This is a genomic window from Listeria aquatica FSL S10-1188, from assembly GCF_000525795.1.
Classification (GTDB): domain Bacteria; phylum Bacillota; class Bacilli; order Lactobacillales; family Listeriaceae; genus Listeria; species Listeria aquatica.
On sequence record NZ_AOCG01000006.1, the window covers coordinates 1 to 16851 of the forward strand.

A 16851-nucleotide genomic window follows, 5' to 3' on the forward strand; every position below is an offset into this window, starting at 1 on the left:
CCATCTGAACTTTAATGAGCTGTAGTATTCGCTTCGCATCTTCTTTTAGTAACTCCACCGCCTGATTCCGATGATCCGTTTGATCCATCACAGATGACCCCCTGTCGTACGCGATAAACGCTTAATCTACTCTTTCTATACCTAAAAGTATAGCATAAAAAAAAACAGTCTGCAAATGCTTTCTATTCATAAAATCATCCTTTTCCTTGATTTTCAAAACATGTTATAATAAAAACATCGAGGTGATAAGAATGAAAGCAACTTGTATTTTATGTGGAACTGTCAATGAACTAGATGATCGCGATTTCAAAACAAAGCGATTGAGAAATAAACCCATTCGGTTATATCTATGTCCTGAGTGCGATCACCGTATTGCCATAAAAACAATGGAGCGCATTAATTCTGGAAAATTCCGATTCAATAAATCATTTACCAAACCCTTCAGCCAGTTAAAACGTGAAGTTGAAGCTAGGGAAAAAGAAAACGCAGAATAAAAAAAGCTTGGAACGAAGTGATGAATTACAAGAATAATTATTTCTTGTAAATTCCTTCGATTCCAAGCTTTTTATTATTGGACTTTAAAAGTTGCAATTTCATCGTCGCCTTTTACAGCTTTGTTATCCATTTTGCTCGGATTTGGAACTGCTAGACGAGGATTGGATTTCAAGTCTTCAAATTTAGCATCATCTAAAATATAAGTGACAAAACCTTCAGCCGTTTTCCCTGGAGCAAATACGTAAGGATCGCTTGTGCTACCTTTAATTTTGTATTTAGCAGGTACAAAGTTATCTAAGCTTCCTCCTGTAACAGAAGAATTCCCAGCTAAACTGATTTGTTCAGGCTTATATGTCAAATTCTCATTTATTTGGTTAAAGATGGAAAAATCAATCGTCACTACATAACCGCCATTTTGAATCGAACTTTCTGGGGAATACTGGTCGATTTTCTTCGTTGGTTTTTCTACTTTTTCCACCTTATATTGATTCACACGAATTGTCAGCGAACCAAAATCTTTGATAAAAGTTGGTGAATAACTGCCATAAACTGTTGTCACCTTACCTCCTGTGATTGGTTCAACATTCGATACCATAAAAGCACTTTTTGAAATCTGAGGAGCTGCGATCGTTTGTTTGACTGGAGTTTGTTTACTGCTCTTAGATTCATTTGTATTTGTTGATGGTTCCGATTTATTCGTATCCTCTTTCGTTGTTGCATCTTTACTCTCGGACGAAGAATCATTAGCTTTTTCCTCATTAGATTTAGCTGTACTTGACTCTTTCTCGTCACTTTTTTCCTTTGGTTTCTTATCCTTTTTCTCAGCTTTTTGTTCCTGCTTGCTCTCTTCTTTTTTCTCTTTGTCAGCAGATTTATCGGAACCACAAGCTACAACAAAAAGGGCTACCATCAAAATCATCATGGCACTTAACCACTTTTTCATCGTACACACTCCTTCCTGATACTTTTACTATAACAGAAATCTCCCAACATTACAATTATGTTACAAACATTTCTTTTAAAAAAACAAGCCTAAAAAAAATCCCCCTTTTTCGGTTACTCCTTATCAACTTATTTTTTTATACATTCAATATACCAAAAACCAGATTTTGATACAAATAAAGACGATACAGCACAAAGGCTATATCGTCTTTATCAATCATTCTGCGCTTTTTTTACGTTTTGCTGCTTTTTCACGTTCATTCTTGTTCAAAATCTTTTTACGTAGGCGAACATTTTCAGGCGTTATTTCACAATACTCGTCATCATTCAAGAATTCAAGCGATTCTTCAAGGGACAAATGGCGTGGGCGCTTGATCACATTCGTTTGATCTTTCGTCGCCGAACGAACATTGGTCATTTGTTTCGCTTTTGTAATGTTAACCGCGATATCATTTTCACGGCTATTTTCACCAACGATCATACCTTCATAGATTTCTGTTCCCGGCTCTACAAAAATTGTTCCACGGTCTTCGACTTGCATGATTCCGTAAGTGGTTGTCTTTCCAGTTTCCATTGAAACAAGAGCTCCATTACGGCGTCCACCAACGCGCCCTGTTTGCATTGGTTCATAATCAAGGAACGTATGGTTAATGATTCCGTATCCACGTGTCATGGATAGGAAATCCGTCGTATAACCAATCAGTCCACGTGCAGGCACTTTAAATTGGAGACGCACTTGCCCATTTCCATCATTGATCATGTTTTGCATTTCACCTTTACGTTGACTGATAGATTCAATGACAGCTCCCATAAATTCTTCTGGTGTATCAATTTGCACATCTTCAACGGGCTCTGATTTCACACCATCAATTTCACGAATGATCACTTCTGGTTTTGAAACTTGAAGTTCATACCCTTCACGACGCATCGTTTCAATTAAAATCGACAAATGTAACTCACCGCGTCCAGAAACTGTCCAAGCATCTGGAGAATTCGTTGGTTCCACACGTAGCGATACATCCGTTTGAAGCTCAGCCATCAAACGTTCTTCAATTTTACGACTTGTCACGTGCTTCCCTTCACGTCCAGCAAACGGACTGTTATTCGTTACAAATGTCATTTGTAGCGTTGGTTCATCAATCCGGAGTACTGGGAGTTTATCTTGATGTTCAAACGGCGTTACCGTTTCACCAACGAAGATGTCTTCCATTCCAGAAAGAGCCACCAAATCGCCTGCTTTTGCTTCTTCAATTTCAACTCGTTTCAAGCCGAAGAAACCAAACATTTTCGTTACCCGGAATTGTTTGACCGAGCCATCTAATTTCATAAGTGCAACCGTTTGTCCTACATGCATTGTTCCGCGGAAAATACGGCCAATTCCGATACGACCCACATAATCATTATAATCAAGAAGTGATACTTGGAATTGTAACGGCTCATCGCTATTATCAACTGGCGCTGGAATATGTTCAATGATCGTATCCAGTAAAGGCTTCATGGTAGCTTCTTGATTTGCTGGATCAGAATCCATGCTTGAAGTTCCATTAATTGCAGAAGCATAAATCACCGGGAATTCAAGCTGGTCATCATTAGCTCCAAGCTCAATGAAAAGTTCCAATACTTCATCGACAACTTCCTCTGGACGAGCAAAATCACGGTCAATTTTATTCACAACAACAATAGGTGTTAAGTTTTGCTCTAGCGCTTTTTTTAGTACAAAACGCGTTTGCGGCATTGTTCCTTCATAAGCATCTACGACAAGCAAAACCCCCATCAACCATTTTCATGATTCGTTCTACTTCTCCACCAAAGTCGGCGTGTCCAGGTGTATCCATGATATTTACACGTACACCTTCATAATCAATTGCTGTATTTTTCGCTAAAATTGTGATGCCGCGTTCTCTTTCAAGGTCATTACTGTCCATCGCACGCTCATCCACATGTTCATTGGAACGGAATGTTCCAGACTGTTTCAACAATTCATCCACAAGCGTTGTTTTACCATGGTCAACGTGCGCAATGATTGCAATATTACGAATATCTTCTCTTAATTTCACTTTCTAGTTTCCTCCTAAAAATAGGCTTTCAGTCGTTTTCAAACGAAAAGCTGATCCTAAAACTTCTATTGTCAAGATCAAAACTGCATTAGAGCCTAAATAAAGAGGAAAATAACGATTATTTTCCTCTTGCAGCCGATCGATCCGTTAAATTCAACTCACCTATTATAACACAACTTGATGAAAGAAAACACACATTTGTTTTCAGAAAAGCAATTTTTTCATTTCTTTAGATATAAATTTTGAAGTTCTTGGTACACCTTTGGAAGGGCAACAACTGAAGTTCCTTTTTCAAGCATATCAATTTCTTCTCCAGAAAGCCTTGAAACGATACATCCAAGTTCTTCAGCAATGATTTTTGAAGCTGCAACATCCCATGGCGCGAGATTCGCTGCAAGATAAGCACCGGCGCGCTCTGTCGCAACTGCCATAAATTCAAGTGACGCAGCTCCGTAAAGACGTAAACCGCGAGAAACTCGGATTGCCTCTTTTAATTTTGGATAGAGGTTCACCGCGCTTAAGTTTGCAATAAGAAGGCTATCTGCCACACCACGCCTATCGCTTACTTTTCGGATTTCACGTCCATTTAAGGTCGCTCCCTTTCCTTTTTCTCCCACATACAAATCATCTTTTTCAACGTCATAAACAATCCCGTATTCGCCAATTCCATCCATATATAAAGCTATAGAAATCGCAAAATCGCGCTTTTGTTCCACAAAATTGAGCGTTCCATCGATTGGGTCAATAATCCAAACGGCACCTTCAAGTGACTCTACTTTATGTTCAGCGTTTTCCTCGCCAAAGATCCGGTGTGACGGGAAATATTGCTTCAAATAACGTGTAAAAAGCGCTTCTATATATTGATCGACCTCTGTCACCAAATCATTCCGACTAGATTTCGTTTCGATCCATAGCTCTTTTTCAAACGAAGCTTCTATATATTGTTTAGCCTCCATGAGAAAAACTTTCATCATTTCTTTTGCCTCTTCCACTATTTCTTGCTTATTCACATGATCCCGCTCCTTCAATTTGTTATCCTCATTTTAGCACAGCACATCTCTACTTGTGAAGAAAGCCAGTTGCTTTGCCTTGCCAGTTGTTCTTTTATATAATGAAAGGGTGAGCACGATTTCAAACTGGGAGGAATTAAAAATGACCGAAGCTTTTTCAAAAAAGGATTTTAAAGCGATGAAACAACCTGGGCTTGACGCACGGATGGAGGCCATTCAAACAGAAATCCAGCCAAAATTTCAACAACTCGGAGAAACACTTACTTCATTTCTTAGCCTAGAGCTTGGAACCGAGATGTTTCTACATATCGCAAAACACGCACGCCGCTCTGTAAATCCACCAGAAAGCACTTGGCTTGCCATCGCTAATGATAAGCGCGGCTACAAAAAACACCCTCACTTTCAGGTGGGACTATTCGAGGATCATGTTTTTGTCTGGCTCGCTTTTATTTATGAAAACAAAGAACGTCAAAAAATTGCAGAACGTTTTTTAAAGCAAGAAAAATTGTTCAAAAAGCTATCAGCAAACAACTATAGCCTTTCAAAAGATCACACCATCCCTGATTATTTTCCACTTCAAGAAAAATCACTCGAAGACACGCTTGTCCGATTTCGTGATGTAAAAAAAGGAGAATTTCTTGTTGGTAAAGTTTACCAAGAAAACGACCCCATTTTGCAATCCCTCGACAGCTTTTTACTGGAAGTAGAAACCATTTTTGATCATCTTTTACCGCTCTACCGACTTGCCATAAAATAACCATGTACAAATAGGCTTAAAGCCGTTATAATGGTAGAGTTGAATACGAAAGGGAGTGAATAATCTAATGGAAAAAATGAACCGAAAACCGAGTGAACCAGATCCGCATCGAAGTTTAAAGAAGCTGGTCCATTTTGCCTTAGGTTATCTCCGAGGTGCGATGTACCTGCTTAAATGAAAAGATTGAGGAGGTTTTAGCGATGCACCAAATTTTCAAATCAAATGCGGACGGGAAACTTGAAGAGCTAGAAATGCCTGAACGCAATGCTTGGGTGAATATTGTAGCCCCAACATCAGAAGAAATTAATCAAGTTGCAGAAGAATATCAAATTCCACTCGAATTCTTGGAAGACTCACTCGATAAAGATGAAAGCGCCCGGATTGAACGGATGATGACACGGATTCTGTTTTAATCATTTGTGACTTTCCAGTTGCGGATGAAGATGATATCCATTATGCTTCGTTTGAAACGGTTCCGATGGGAATTATTTTGACAAAAGATTATTTTATTACCATTTGTACAATTGATAGTTCCATCATCCAGTCTTTTGTTAAACGCCGAATCAAGGGCTTTTATACGCACATGAAAACACGTTTTGCTTTGCAGATTTTGTATTTAATTTCAACGCAATTCTTGCGTCACTTGAAACGCTTGAATCGTCAAACGGATGAAATTGAAAAAGAACTGCACGAATCCATGAAAAATAAACAACTTTACGACCTCATGGGGATCGAGAAAAGTCTAGTTTATTTTGTCACTGCCTTAAAGTCAAACAAGCTTGTGCTTGATAAAATGATGCGTCAAAACATTGTCAAAATGTACGAAGAAGATCAGGACTTGCTGGAAGATGTAATCATCGAAAATCGACAAGGAATTGAAATGGCAGAAGTTCATTCCAATATCTTAAGCGGAATGATGGATGCTTACGCTTCGATTATTTCTAACAACATGAATATTGTGATGAAGTTCTTAACTTCTTTCACCATTATTTTAACGATTCCTACGATGGTCTTTAGCTTTTACGGGATGAACGTAGATTTACCGTTTATGCACATGCCTCTTGCTTGGGTTTTAACTCTCGGCATTTCTTTCGGTATCGCCGGTACGCTTGCCTTCGTTTTTTGGCGCCGCAAGTTCTTTTAAAAGCCAAATAAAAAAAAGCTGTATGCACGATTTTTACGCGCACACAGCTTTTTTTTATTTACCAAATTCTTCATTAAGAAGTGCAGTGAGTTCATCTGGTGTGATATGTTCATCAAAAATATGCTCACCTACAACAACAGTTGGCACAAGCGTCACATTTGCACGTCCTGCTTCTTCAATAATGGTTTTTGTTGCTTCTTGGTTGTTTTGTTCGCTCAGGCCTAGTTTTGTTTCCATATATTGCGCAACTTCATCCAGTGACAAGCTTCCCCACTCTTCTTGTGTTTCGAAAATCTTATCTATCGCTTGTAGCGATTCAAACGGCGCATCATAATTTAAATAGCGATGGGTTACATTACCACGTTGTAAGGATTCTTTTTCTTTATCAAACGGTTTGATGATCAGCTCTATTTTGCCTTCTTCGATAAACCTCGACAAGACATCTCGTGATTCCTCATGCCATTTTTTGCAATACGGGCAACGCAAATTAATAAAGGACATGACTTTCACTTTGGCATTCTCACTTCTTGTAAGATGAATGCCTACTTCTGGTTTTACTTCCGCCGCTTTAATTTGACTGATATCCATTTCAAATTCCTCCTCTTTTTATTAAGGTCGCATCTTGATTGTACTAGTCGTTGTATTTTTTACGAGTTTCATAACTTGATAAGGCGAATAGCCGCTTACCGCTTCAAATTCTTTTCCAAGCTGTTTTTCTTCTCCAATGGAAGGCACAACTTGCTTATAATCACGATAGCGTTTTTTTTAGTTCCTGTACGTCAATCCCTGACTCATATGCTTTTTCAATCGACTCAAAATATCGAATTACAGTAACAATTTCTTCTTTCGACCAGTCCATATTTAATGGATAGCTATAATTCATTTTTTTTCATTCCTCTCGGAAGACTTCTAAAATCCGAAAGCAGTCTTTTTAAAACGAGCTTCTCCCCTCATTTTCTGGAGGGAATCTTGCTGTTTCTAGCTTTCATTCCTTAGATCTATTTTAGCATGTTCCTATTTTCGTTTTCAAAAAATGCGCTTCACGCCATAAAAAAACTTCAGTTTTCTTGTAACTGAAGTCCCCCTTGTTATTAATAGCTGTGCGCTTCTGCATGTCGTTCCATATAATCGATCCTCGCAAAATGGAGACCGATAAAAAACAAAACGGGCATGAGATATTGTAAAACGAAAACGATACTGTAACGCAAGAAAACACTAGCAATTGGAAGTGCGATGACGGGATTAGTAAATGGTGTCATGATAATGCGAACTACTGCACGCCAACCATCTGTCGCATGCATTTCATGAATAAAACCGACACCAAAATTGATCAGTGTGAGCACGAATAAACCGCCTGTTAAGATCATCAAGATGACAAATAAAAAAACGCGGAATATGAAATTGTCTCTCCATTTTTTAACACCTGGATTCTTATTGGATTTTATGAAATAAGTGCTTCTCCTTCGCACTCTCATTCTAGCAAAAAAATACGCTGTTTACAAACATGTAAACAGCGTATTTGACTTTAAATGTGAATTGGGCGACCAAGAGCTAACTCGGCTGCTTCCATTGTTAGTTCACCAAGCGATGGATGCGCGTGGATCGTAAGTGCGATATCCTCTGCTGTAACGCCTGTTTCAATGGCAAGTCCAATTTCAGAAATGATATCGGATGCGTTGATTCCGGCTACTTGAGCGCCAAGAACAAGTCCATCTTCTTTACGCGTAACAAGACGAACAAAACCTTCTGGAGCATCAAGTGACAAGGCACGTCCATTTCCACCAAGTGGGAATTTCGATGCTTTTACGTCGATACCTTTTTCTTTCGCTTTCTTTTTCAGTCATACCAACAGATGCAAGTTCTGGATCACTAAATACGACAGCTGGAAGTACAGTATAATCGTTTTCCACTTTTTCACCAGCAATTGCTTCTGCAGCAACTTTTGCTTCATAACTTGCTTTATGTGCAAGTGGAACACCAGGAACGATATCGCCAATCGCAAATACATTTGGAATATTTGTCCGACCTTGTTTGTCCACTTCAATTAAACCGCGTTCTGAAACTTTCACACCAAGTTGTTCCAGCCCAATTTCATCTGTATTCGGACGACGACCAACAGTGACAAGCACGTAATCAGCATCAATTGTGTGTGTTTCACCGTTCGCTTCATAGGTTACTTTCACGCCATCTTCTGTTTCTTCTGCAGATTTAGCAAGTGCTTTTGTAACGATTTCAACGTTTTTGTTCTTCAAGCTACGTTTTACAAGTGAAACCATGTCTTTTTCATACGTTGGCAGAATTTCTGGGCCACCTTCTAAAATAGTTAGTTCTGTACCAAGATTTGCAAAAGCTCCGCCAAGTTCAGTTCCAATATATCCGCCACCAATAACGACTAGTTTTTTAGGAACTTCTTGAAGTGCCAGTGCGCCAGTTGAATTCAAGACACGTTTACCATATTTAAAACCTGGAATTTCAATTGGACGAGATCCCGTAGCAATAATGACATTATTAAAGGTATACGTTTGTGCAGAGTCTTCATGAATAACACGAAGTGAATGTTCATCCACAAAGAACGCTTCCCCGCTCACCATTTCCACTTTATTCTTTTTAAGAAGACCTTTAACACCTGTTGTTAATTTGTTAACAACGCCGCCTTTCCACTCTTGTGCTTTTGTGAAATCAAGGTCTACTTCTTTTGCTTTCACACCCATGTGTTCGGAAAAACGAGCTTCTTCAAAGCGATGACCGATTGTGATCAATGCTTTTGAAGGAATACAGCCAACGTTTAAACATACGCCGCCGTAATATTCTTTTTCAATAATCGTTACTTTTTGTCCAAGTTGTGCAGCACGAATTGCAGCTACATAACCACCAGGGCCAGCACCGATAACTATTGTATCTCTTTCTTCTGGAAAATCTCCTACAACCATTATTTTACGCCTCCATTAGTAATAATTCTGGGTCGTTCAGTAAACGTTTGATATTGTTCATCGCTTTTTGAGCTGTTGCACCGTCAACAACACGGTGGTCAAAGCTTAGAGAAAGTGCTAAGACTGGTGCTGCTACAATTTCGCCATCTTGAACAATCGCTTTTTCAGCAATACGTCCTACTCCTAAGATCGCCACTTCTGGATAGTTGATAACTGGTGTGAACCATTGTCCACCGGCAGAACCAATGTTCGAAATCGTTGCTGAACCATGTTTCATTTCATCAGCAGTAAGTTTTCCGTCGCGTGCTTTTCCAGCTAATTCGTTGATTTCATCAGAAATAGTGAACACTGATTTCATGTCTGCATGTTTTACAACCGGTACATATAAACCGTGATCCGTATCAGCTGCAATTCCGATGTTGTAATAATGTTTATAGATCAATTCTTCAGTTGCATCATCCATCGTTGTATTAAGCACTGGGAACTCTTTCAAAGTTGCTACAAGCGCTTTTACAATATATGGCAAGAAAGTAAGTTTAATGCCTTTTTCAAGCGCCACTTCTTTGAAACGTTTTCTGTGCGCCATAAGGGCTGAAACTTCAATTTCATCCATTAACGTAACGTGCGGTGCTGTATGTTTCGAATTTGTCATTGCTTTTGCAATCGCACGACGAGTCGGTGTAAGTTTTTCACGTGTTTCTGGGAATTCCTCACCTGCAGCAGGAACTGGTTTTTTCGCTGCTTGTGGAGTTGCTTCTGCTTTTGTTGGTTCACTTGCAGAAGTGGCCGCTTGTGCCGGTTGTTCTCCGTTTAGATAAGCATCTACGTCCGCTTTTAAGATACGGTTATTTTTACCAGAACCCGCAACTTCGCGAATATTTACGCCTTTTTCACGTGCATATTTGCGAACAGATGGCATTGCAATCACAAGTCCATTTGGATCTTTTTGAACGGACGGAACACCGTTTCCACCAGTAGCTGGAGTAGCCGCAATATTTGCAACTTCGGGTGCCGCCGCTTTTTCTTCTGCAGCTGCAGGGGCCGCACTACTACTTTCAGCACCTTCAAAGTCCCCTAGAAAAGTGACAAGAACTTGTCCAACAGTCGCGACTGTTCCTTCGTCAACTAAAATATCTTTAACCGTTCCATCAACTGGAGATGTGATTTCTTCAACCGATTTATCGTTTTGCACTTCAAAAATGGCTTGATCTTCTTCAACTTGATCGCCAGGTTTTACAAACCATTTAACGATTTCGCCTTCATGAATCCCTTCACCGATATCTGGAAGTTTAAATTCAAAGATTCCTTTACCGCCACCACTAGCAGCTTCTGTTTTTGCTTCGGCAGGTGCTGCTTGTTCTTCAGCGTCATTCTCGTGACCTTCTACTCCATCAAAAGTGACAAGAACTTGTCCAACAGTCGCGACTTCTCCTTCAGCTACTTTAATTTCTTTAATCGTACCTGAAACAGGCGAAGTGATTTCTTCGACCGATTTATCATTTTGCACTTCGAATAAAGACTCGTCTTCTTCGATTTTATCGCCCGGTTTTACAAACCATTTAACGATTTCGCCTTCGTGGATACCTTCACCAATATCCGGTAATTTAAATGAATATGCCATTCTAATTAAGCCTCCTGTTTTAGTCGTTTATCCAAAAGTCAAAAGGCTTTAAAAAAGCCTTTTGACCAATTCTTTCAATTAAAATGCTAGAACTTCTTTCACTCGTTCAATGATATCGTTATGGTTTGGAAGCCAAACAGTTTCTGCTTGCGAGAACGGGAAAATGCTATCAGGAGCATTTACACGCATAACAGGTGCTTCAAGAGAAAGAATAGCGCGATCATTGATTTCAGCAATCACATTAGCAGCCACTCCACCTTGTTTTTGAGCTTCTTGAACCATGACCACACGATTTGTTTTCTTAACAGAAGCAATAATGGTATCTGTATCTAATGGGCTAATTGTACGAAGATCAATCACTTCAGCAGAAATCCCTTCTTTTTCAAGTGCTTCAGCTGCTTTGATCGATTCTTGAACCATTGCACCGTAAGAAATAATCGTCACATCTGTTCCCTCACGGCGAACAGCAGCTTTTCCGATTTCAACTGTGTATTCACCTTCTGGAACTTCTTCACGGAAAGAACGATAAAGTTTCATGTGTTCAAGGAACACGACTGGATCGTTGTCACGAATTGCCGAAATGAGTAATCCTTTTGCATCGTAAGGAGTTGATGGGATGATCACTTTAAGACCAGGTGATTGCGCCATCAAACCTTCTAAATTGTCAGCGTGAAGTTCAGGCGTATGAACACCACCACCAAATGGTGCACGAATTGTAATCGGTGCATTTCGAGTTCCACCAGTACGGTAGCGAAGACGAGCCATTTGACCAGCTACGGAATCCATTACTTCAAAAACGAAGCCAAAGAACTGAATTTCAGGTACAGGACGGAAGCCTTCAAGAGCAAGACCAATTGCTAAACCGCCAATTCCTGATTCAGCAAGCGGTGTATCAAAAACACGATCTTCACCGAATTCATCTTGCAACCCTTCAGTTGCACGGAATACCCCACCGTTTTTACCTACGTCCTCTCCAAAAACCAAGACGTTTTCATCGTTTTTAAGTTCAACTGCAAGCGCATCTGTAATCGCTTGAATCATTGTTTTTTGCGCCATGATTATTTCGACTCCTTCGCTTCATAAATTGCCAATTGTTCTTTTACGTTGGCTGTTGGAACTTCATACATATTTTTAAGCAGATCCGTTACTTTTTGTTTTGGTATCGCGTCTGCTTCTTTAATGGCTTGTTTGATTTCTTCTTTCGCACGATCAATCACTTCGTTTTCTTTTTCTTCATTCCATAAGCCTTTTCCTTCAAGGAAAGCACGGAAACGAACGATTGGATCTTTAAGTTCCCATTCACCGTCAAGTTCCTTCGTACGGTAACGAGTTGGATCATCTCCAGAAAGTGTATGTGGACCATAACGGTAAGTCATTGTTTCAATTAAAGTAGGGCCCTCTCCACTCACACCCCGTTCACGAGCGAACTTAGTTGCCGCATAAACTGCAAGTGGATCCATTCCATCTACTTGAATACCCACAATTCCTGTTGCAGCAGCTTTTTGAGCAAGCGTTGGAGCAGCTGTTTGTTTTTCACGAGGTGTTGAAATCGCAAATTGGTTATTTTGGACAACAAAAATGGCAGGAGCATGGAAAGCACCAGCAAAGTTCATACCTTCATAGAAATCCCCTTGTGATGAGCCGCCATCACCTGTATAAGTGATTGCCACCGCATCTTTTTTATGTTTTTTAAGTCCAAGTGCCACACCTGCTGTTTGTACAATTTGTGCCCCAATAATAATTTGAGGAGGAAGTACATGCAGATTTTCTGGTAATTGGTTACCAACAAAGTGTCCACGAGAGAACAAGAATGCTTTTGTTAGTGGTAAACCGTGCCAAATCATTTGTGGTACATCACGGTAGCCGGGAAGAATATAATCTTCTTTTTGAAGCGCATATTGGCTTGCGAGTTGAGAAGCTTCTTGTCCAGCTGTTGGTGCATAAAATCCTAAACGGCCTTGACGATTTAACGAGATCGATCTTTGATCAAGAACACGAGTCCAAACCATACGTGTCATCAGTTCAACCAGTTGTTCATCAGTCAAATCTGGCATTAAATCAGGATTCACCACTTCTCCTTTTTCATTTAGAATTTGAACCATTTCAAATTGCTTGGAAATCGCATCGAATTGCTTTTTCACATCAACTATTGCCTTCTTCGTTTTAGAAGCCATTACGTACATCGTCCTTTCGTTAGAAAAATTCGTAATCGAAAAAATGAATGCGCCATCATTCACATTCCCGAAACACTCTTTTGCAAAACCTGATTATGCACTACAAAGATTGAGAATCCATAATAATATAGAAGAAATTTTCCTGATTGCATCCACTTTGCGGCTAAACCTGAGGAATCCTCCTTCTATCGCACTGATTTATCGGGCTACAGTTAATTATGAGTTGGGGTCTTTTCATATTGAATTGAATAGTGTTCATTCACAAACTGAGCAAACCTCTCTTTTCAAAAGAAAAAATTAACTGTTTTATTTTCCATTCCAAACCTTAGTAACACACTAACCTTCTCTTTTAATTTACACTAGTATTCAATTGAAGTCAATATAATGAATCCGCTTTTTTTATCGCTTACAATCGCTGTATCACTTAGATTATTCGTTTTTCATCTTCTGTACTAAAATCCTGACACACCAAATCCACCTGTTATATAATATTGAAATCCTCATGTTATTACACCCCTTTATGAAAAAATCAAAGGAAAATAATATAGTTTGTGAAATCACAAACTAATTAGATTTAATCAAAACAATGAAAACGAATATAAAAGTTTAAATCCTCCCAATCGTTCGGATTTAATCTAAAAAAAAAAAGAAACTGTTCCAGCGCAAAGCAATTCATTCCTTTTTTTTTAAAACTTTTGTTACAATAGGAAGAGAACAAAAACAGGAGAGGCGAAAAAAATGATTTTAATGAAAGATATTGTCCGGGAAGGTCATCCTGCACTTCGAGAAGTAGCTAAAGAAGTGACTTTTCCTTTAACGGAAGAAGAAAAACAATTAGGGCGAGACATGCTTACTTTTTTTAAAAAAACAGTCAAGACGAAGAGATTGCTGAAAAGTATGGTCTTCGTGGAGGCGTTGGCTTAGCTGCTCCCCAACTTGCTGTAACGAAACGAATCATTGCTGTTCATGTTCATGATGATAAAGAAAAACTTTATAGTTATGTCCTTTATAATCCTAAAATTAAAAGTTATTCTGTACAGGAAGCTTGCCTTGCTGGCGGAGAAGGTTGCTTATCGGTTGATCGAGAGGTGCCGGGTTATGTTGTTCGAAATGAACGCATCACAGTTGAAGCTTTTGATGAGGACGGAAACCCTATTAAGCTCCGGTTACGAGAATACCCAGCGATTGTTGTTCAACACGAAATTGATCATTTGAATGGCATCATGTTTTACGATCACATCAACAAGAACAATCCTTCCTATCTGCCACCAGATGTCGATGTATTAGGTTAACTTATCCACAGGATGCCCCTTTTAAAACGAAAGTGGGCATCTTTTTTGAGTAAAGGAGGATCAAAATGGATCGCTACGATCGCCAAATGCGTGTCCGTCAAATCGGCACGGATGGTCAAAAGAAAATTATGCAAACTACCCTTTTAATTGTCGGGGTTGGGGCGCTTGGAAGTTACGCGGCAGAACTTGCCACTCGAATGGGATTTAAAAAACTCATTTTGATTGACCGTGACTTCGTTGAGTGGAGTAATTTGCAGCGGCAAACGCTTTTTACAGAACAAGATGTTCGCGATAAACTTCCAAAAGCTTATGCTGCTAAAAAGCATCTTGAAGCCATCAATCAACATGTTCAAATCGAGAGTGTGATTGACGATGCTAATGCTGAAACCCTTTCTGAGTATGCTTCCGAAGTGGATGCAGTCCTCGATTGTACCGACAACTTTACAACGAGGCGCTTTTTAAATAGCTTTTGCCACACACATGATTTGCCGTGGATCTACACTTCTTGTGCAGGAACATACGCCAGTTTATTTCCAGTTCGAAGCCAAAACTCTGCTTGTCTAACTTGTTTAATTGGCGAAACACCGCAAACGAACGAAACGAGTTGTGAATTAGTTGGCGTTCATGCACCGCTTGTTCCAATTACTGCTGGATTTCAAGTCTCATTGCTCACTCGACTACTTTTGGATGAGCACTTTGAATATAACGTTTTCTATCAACTAGATAATTGGACGATGACCTTTCAGCCACTAAAAGTTGCCAAAAGGTCGGATTGCCCTTCCTGCAGTTCAAAAGTCGCTCCTGAAATAAATTTTTCGGAAAAGCCAATCGCGCTTTGTGGGAAAGATACCGTTCAGTTTCGACTTCCTGATCGTAAGCGTGCTGAATTTATACAAATTATAAATCGACTTCAAGCCGAGAAAATCGAATTCAGTCAAAATCCATTTATCCTCACTTTCGAGTTTCTTGCTTATACGTTTTCTGTCTTTAAAAATGGTCGAGTGCTCATCCATGGAACGAGTGACTTGACTGATGCTAAAAAAGCTTACCACCATTTTTTTAATTGAGGAGGAGTTGTTTTTTGCACGATTCTAATGTTTTACAGGTAGACTGCGCGATACTCACAATCAGCGATACCCGAACACTTGAAACCGATGCTAGCGGAATGATGATTAAAGAATTACTGGAAGCAAGTGGGCATCCTGTTTTAGAGCGTGTCCTTGTCCCTGATGATGCTGATGAAATCCGCCTAGCTCTCAAGCGACTAGAAGAAAAACAAATTTCTTGCTTAATCTCAACGGGGGGAACAGGAATTTCGAAACGGGATGTAACTTTTGAAGCCCTATTCCAACAAATTGAGCAAGAGGTTCCTGGGTTTGGGGAGTTGTTTCGAATGATCAGCTATCAAGAAATCGGATCAAAGGCAATGGCATCTCGGGCTTTTGCCGGATTCACCAAACGGGATAGTTTATTCTTCGCTTTGCCAGGTTCAAAAAACGCTGTCCAAACAGGCATGCAAAATTTGATTTTACCTGAGCTACCTCATTTAATTGCCGAGCGAAGAAAACAACTATAAAAAACGCTTCAGAAAAATTTCTGAAGCGTTTTTTTTAGGCTCAAACAATATTGGTTACGCCGCCATCCAAAACGAATTCAGCGCCCGTTGAAAAGGCAGAATCATCAGAAGCCAAAAAGAGAACCATCTTCGCTACCTCTTCTGGTTTCCCCATCCGTCCAAGTGGATAACTCTTATCGAGTTCGCGTTTTGTTAAATTGAGTGTTTCAGAAGCGTAGTTAGCCATTTGTGTTGTGATGTATCCAGGATGAATCGAATTAATCCGGATCCCCTTTGCCGCATATTCTGCTGCTGCATCTTTCGTCATCAAACGAACGGCTCCTTTACTAGCTCCGTACATAAGATGTCCTGGGCTTCCCTTGAGGCCTGCAATGGACGAAGCATTAATCACGGAGCCTGAACCTGTTTTTTCAATTTCTGGAAGAACGTGTTTTAATCCCAAAAAGACACCCGTGACATTAATTCCCATCATTCGGTTCCAGTCTTCCATTGTAATTTCTGGAATAGGCTTAATCACGTAGATGCCAGCATTATTAAATAGAATATCGATTCGTCCAAAAGTCTCTTTCGTTTTCTTGACAACTGTTTCCCAGTCAGCTTCTTGGCTTACATCTTGCTTAACAAAAAGGACTTCTTGGCTTACATCTTGCTTAACAAAAAGGACTTCTTGGCTTACCTTTTTTAGTTCGCTTAAAGCTTCTTCCCCAGCTGTTTGATTTACATCTGTGAAGACAACACGTGCCCCTTCTTTCAAAAAAAGTAATGCGGTTTGAAAACCTATTCCAGCCGCTCCCCCTGTAATGATTGCAACTTTGTCTTGTAATTTCATGAATTATCTCTCCTTCGTCATTTT

Annotated in this window: 13 protein-coding genes and 5 pseudogenes; 6 read left to right on the plus strand and 12 right to left on the minus strand. The window is 39.7% G+C overall.

What is annotated here, in order from left to right:
* The coding region (locus MAQA_RS14370) for a DUF1507 family protein (RefSeq protein ID WP_149023301.1) at positions 1–88 on the minus strand (88 nt) is incomplete at its 3' end.
* A 163-nt stretch (positions 89–251) separates the two neighbouring features.
* On the opposite strand from MAQA_RS14370, the gene MAQA_RS03935 reads away from it, so the two are divergent.
* On the plus strand, positions 252–494 hold the full coding sequence (locus tag MAQA_RS03935) for a YlaI family protein (protein WP_036071609.1): 243 nt from the start codon (positions 252–254) through the stop codon (positions 492–494).
* Between the two features lie 74 nt (positions 495–568).
* Here MAQA_RS03935 and MAQA_RS03940 read toward each other — a convergent pair whose 3' ends face one another.
* The 3 genes and pseudogenes from MAQA_RS03940 to MAQA_RS03950 form a co-directional block, all read right to left on the minus strand.
* Positions 569–1438: a DUF5068 domain-containing protein gene (locus MAQA_RS03940; protein WP_036071612.1), complete on the minus strand. Its 870-nt coding sequence runs from the start codon at positions 1436–1438 to the stop codon at positions 569–571.
* 216 nt (positions 1439–1654) lie between these two features.
* Positions 1655–3494, minus strand: a pseudogene (gene typA / locus MAQA_RS03945) (translational GTPase TypA).
* 221 nt (positions 3495–3715) lie between these two features.
* On the minus strand, positions 3716–4468 hold the full coding sequence (locus tag MAQA_RS03950) for an inositol monophosphatase family protein (protein WP_036072148.1): 753 nt from the start codon (positions 4466–4468) through the stop codon (positions 3716–3718).
* A gap of 178 nt (positions 4469–4646) precedes the next feature.
* On the opposite strand from MAQA_RS03950, the gene MAQA_RS03955 reads away from it, so the two are divergent.
* Both MAQA_RS03955 and MAQA_RS03960 read left to right on the plus strand, forming a co-directional pair.
* Positions 4647–5261 (plus strand): YktB family protein, encoded by a 615-nt coding sequence (locus MAQA_RS03955; RefSeq protein WP_036071614.1) that lies wholly within the window; start codon positions 4647–4649, stop codon positions 5259–5261.
* A 200-nt stretch (positions 5262–5461) separates the two neighbouring features.
* Positions 5462–6405: pseudogene (locus tag MAQA_RS03960) on the plus strand (magnesium transporter CorA family protein).
* A gap of 54 nt (positions 6406–6459) precedes the next feature.
* On the opposite strand, the gene MAQA_RS03965 reads toward MAQA_RS03960, so the two are convergent.
* The 7 genes and pseudogenes from MAQA_RS03965 to pdhA all read right to left on the minus strand — a co-directional run bounded on the left by MAQA_RS03965 (position 6460) and on the right by pdhA (position 13130).
* Complete coding sequence (locus MAQA_RS03965) at positions 6460–6993, minus strand: DsbA family protein (protein WP_036071616.1); 534 nt, start codon at positions 6991–6993, stop codon at positions 6460–6462.
* Positions 6994–7014: 21 nt separating this feature from the next.
* Positions 7015–7288 (minus strand): annotated as a pseudogene (locus MAQA_RS03970) (UPF0223 family protein).
* 208 nt (positions 7289–7496) lie between these two features.
* Positions 7497–7748: a hypothetical protein gene (locus MAQA_RS03975; protein WP_241463078.1), complete on the minus strand. Its 252-nt coding sequence runs from the start codon at positions 7746–7748 to the stop codon at positions 7497–7499.
* A gap of 182 nt (positions 7749–7930) precedes the next feature.
* Positions 7931–9335: pseudogene (gene lpdA, locus MAQA_RS03980) on the minus strand (dihydrolipoyl dehydrogenase).
* Between the two features lie 4 nt (positions 9336–9339).
* Positions 9340–10956, minus strand: coding sequence for a dihydrolipoyllysine-residue acetyltransferase (locus MAQA_RS03985; protein ID WP_036071619.1), 1617 nt, complete (start codon positions 10954–10956; stop codon positions 9340–9342).
* Positions 10957–11034: 78 nt separating this feature from the next.
* The gene (locus tag MAQA_RS03990; protein WP_036071622.1) at positions 11035–12012 is read right to left on the minus strand and encodes an alpha-ketoacid dehydrogenase subunit beta; all 978 of its coding nucleotides are present in this window, start codon (positions 12010–12012) and stop codon (positions 11035–11037) included.
* 2 nt (positions 12013–12014) lie between these two features.
* Positions 12015–13130 carry a pyruvate dehydrogenase (acetyl-transferring) E1 component subunit alpha gene (gene pdhA, locus MAQA_RS03995; protein ID WP_036072150.1) on the minus strand — a complete coding sequence of 372 codons (1116 nt, stop codon included), beginning with the start codon at positions 13128–13130 and terminating at the stop codon, positions 12015–12017.
* A gap of 738 nt (positions 13131–13868) precedes the next feature.
* Here pdhA and def point away from each other — a divergent pair.
* The 3 genes and pseudogenes from def to MAQA_RS04010 all read left to right on the plus strand — a co-directional run bounded on the left by def (position 13869) and on the right by MAQA_RS04010 (position 15998).
* Positions 13869–14422, plus strand: a pseudogene (def, locus tag MAQA_RS04000) (peptide deformylase).
* 65 nt (positions 14423–14487) lie between these two features.
* Entirely contained in the window at positions 14488–15489 is a 1002-nt protein-coding gene (locus MAQA_RS04005; RefSeq protein ID WP_036071625.1) for a ThiF family adenylyltransferase, read from the plus strand.
* Between the two features lie 14 nt (positions 15490–15503).
* Positions 15504–15998, plus strand: coding sequence for a MogA/MoaB family molybdenum cofactor biosynthesis protein (locus MAQA_RS04010; RefSeq protein WP_036071628.1), 495 nt, complete (start codon positions 15504–15506; stop codon positions 15996–15998).
* A gap of 40 nt (positions 15999–16038) precedes the next feature.
* On the opposite strand, the gene MAQA_RS04015 is transcribed toward MAQA_RS04010, so the two are convergent.
* On the minus strand, positions 16039–16827 hold the full coding sequence (locus MAQA_RS04015) for an SDR family NAD(P)-dependent oxidoreductase (protein WP_036071630.1): 789 nt from the start codon (positions 16825–16827) through the stop codon (positions 16039–16041).
* Between the last annotated feature and the right edge of the window lie 24 nt (positions 16828–16851).

Excerpts from the sequence above, each read along its gene's own strand:
- MAQA_RS03950 (WP_036072148.1), bottom strand. The coding sequence starts at position 4,468 with ATGATGAAAGTTTTTCTCATGGAGGCTAAACAATATATAGAAGCTTCG.
- MAQA_RS03990 (WP_036071622.1), bottom strand. The coding sequence starts at position 12,012 with ATGGCGCAAAAAACAATGATTCAAGCGATTACAGATGCGCTTGCAGTT.
- MAQA_RS03955 (WP_036071614.1), top strand. The coding sequence starts at position 4,647 with ATGACCGAAGCTTTTTCAAAAAAGGATTTTAAAGCGATGAAACAACCT.
- MAQA_RS03935 (WP_036071609.1), top strand. The coding sequence starts at position 252 with ATGAAAGCAACTTGTATTTTATGTGGAACTGTCAATGAACTAGATGAT.
- MAQA_RS03965 (WP_036071616.1), bottom strand. The coding sequence starts at position 6,993 with ATGGATATCAGTCAAATTAAAGCGGCGGAAGTAAAACCAGAAGTAGGC.
- pdhA (WP_036072150.1), bottom strand. The coding sequence starts at position 13,130 with ATGGCTTCTAAAACGAAGAAGGCAATAGTTGATGTGAAAAAGCAATTC.
- MAQA_RS03940 (WP_036071612.1), bottom strand. The coding sequence starts at position 1,438 with ATGAAAAAGTGGTTAAGTGCCATGATGATTTTGATGGTAGCCCTTTTT.
- MAQA_RS04015 (WP_036071630.1), bottom strand. The coding sequence starts at position 16,827 with ATGAAATTACAAGACAAAGTTGCAATCATTACAGGGGGAGCGGCTGGA.
- MAQA_RS03985 (WP_036071619.1), bottom strand. The coding sequence starts at position 10,956 with ATGGCATATTCATTTAAATTACCGGATATTGGTGAAGGTATCCACGAA.
- MAQA_RS04005 (WP_036071625.1), top strand. The coding sequence starts at position 14,488 with ATGGATCGCTACGATCGCCAAATGCGTGTCCGTCAAATCGGCACGGAT.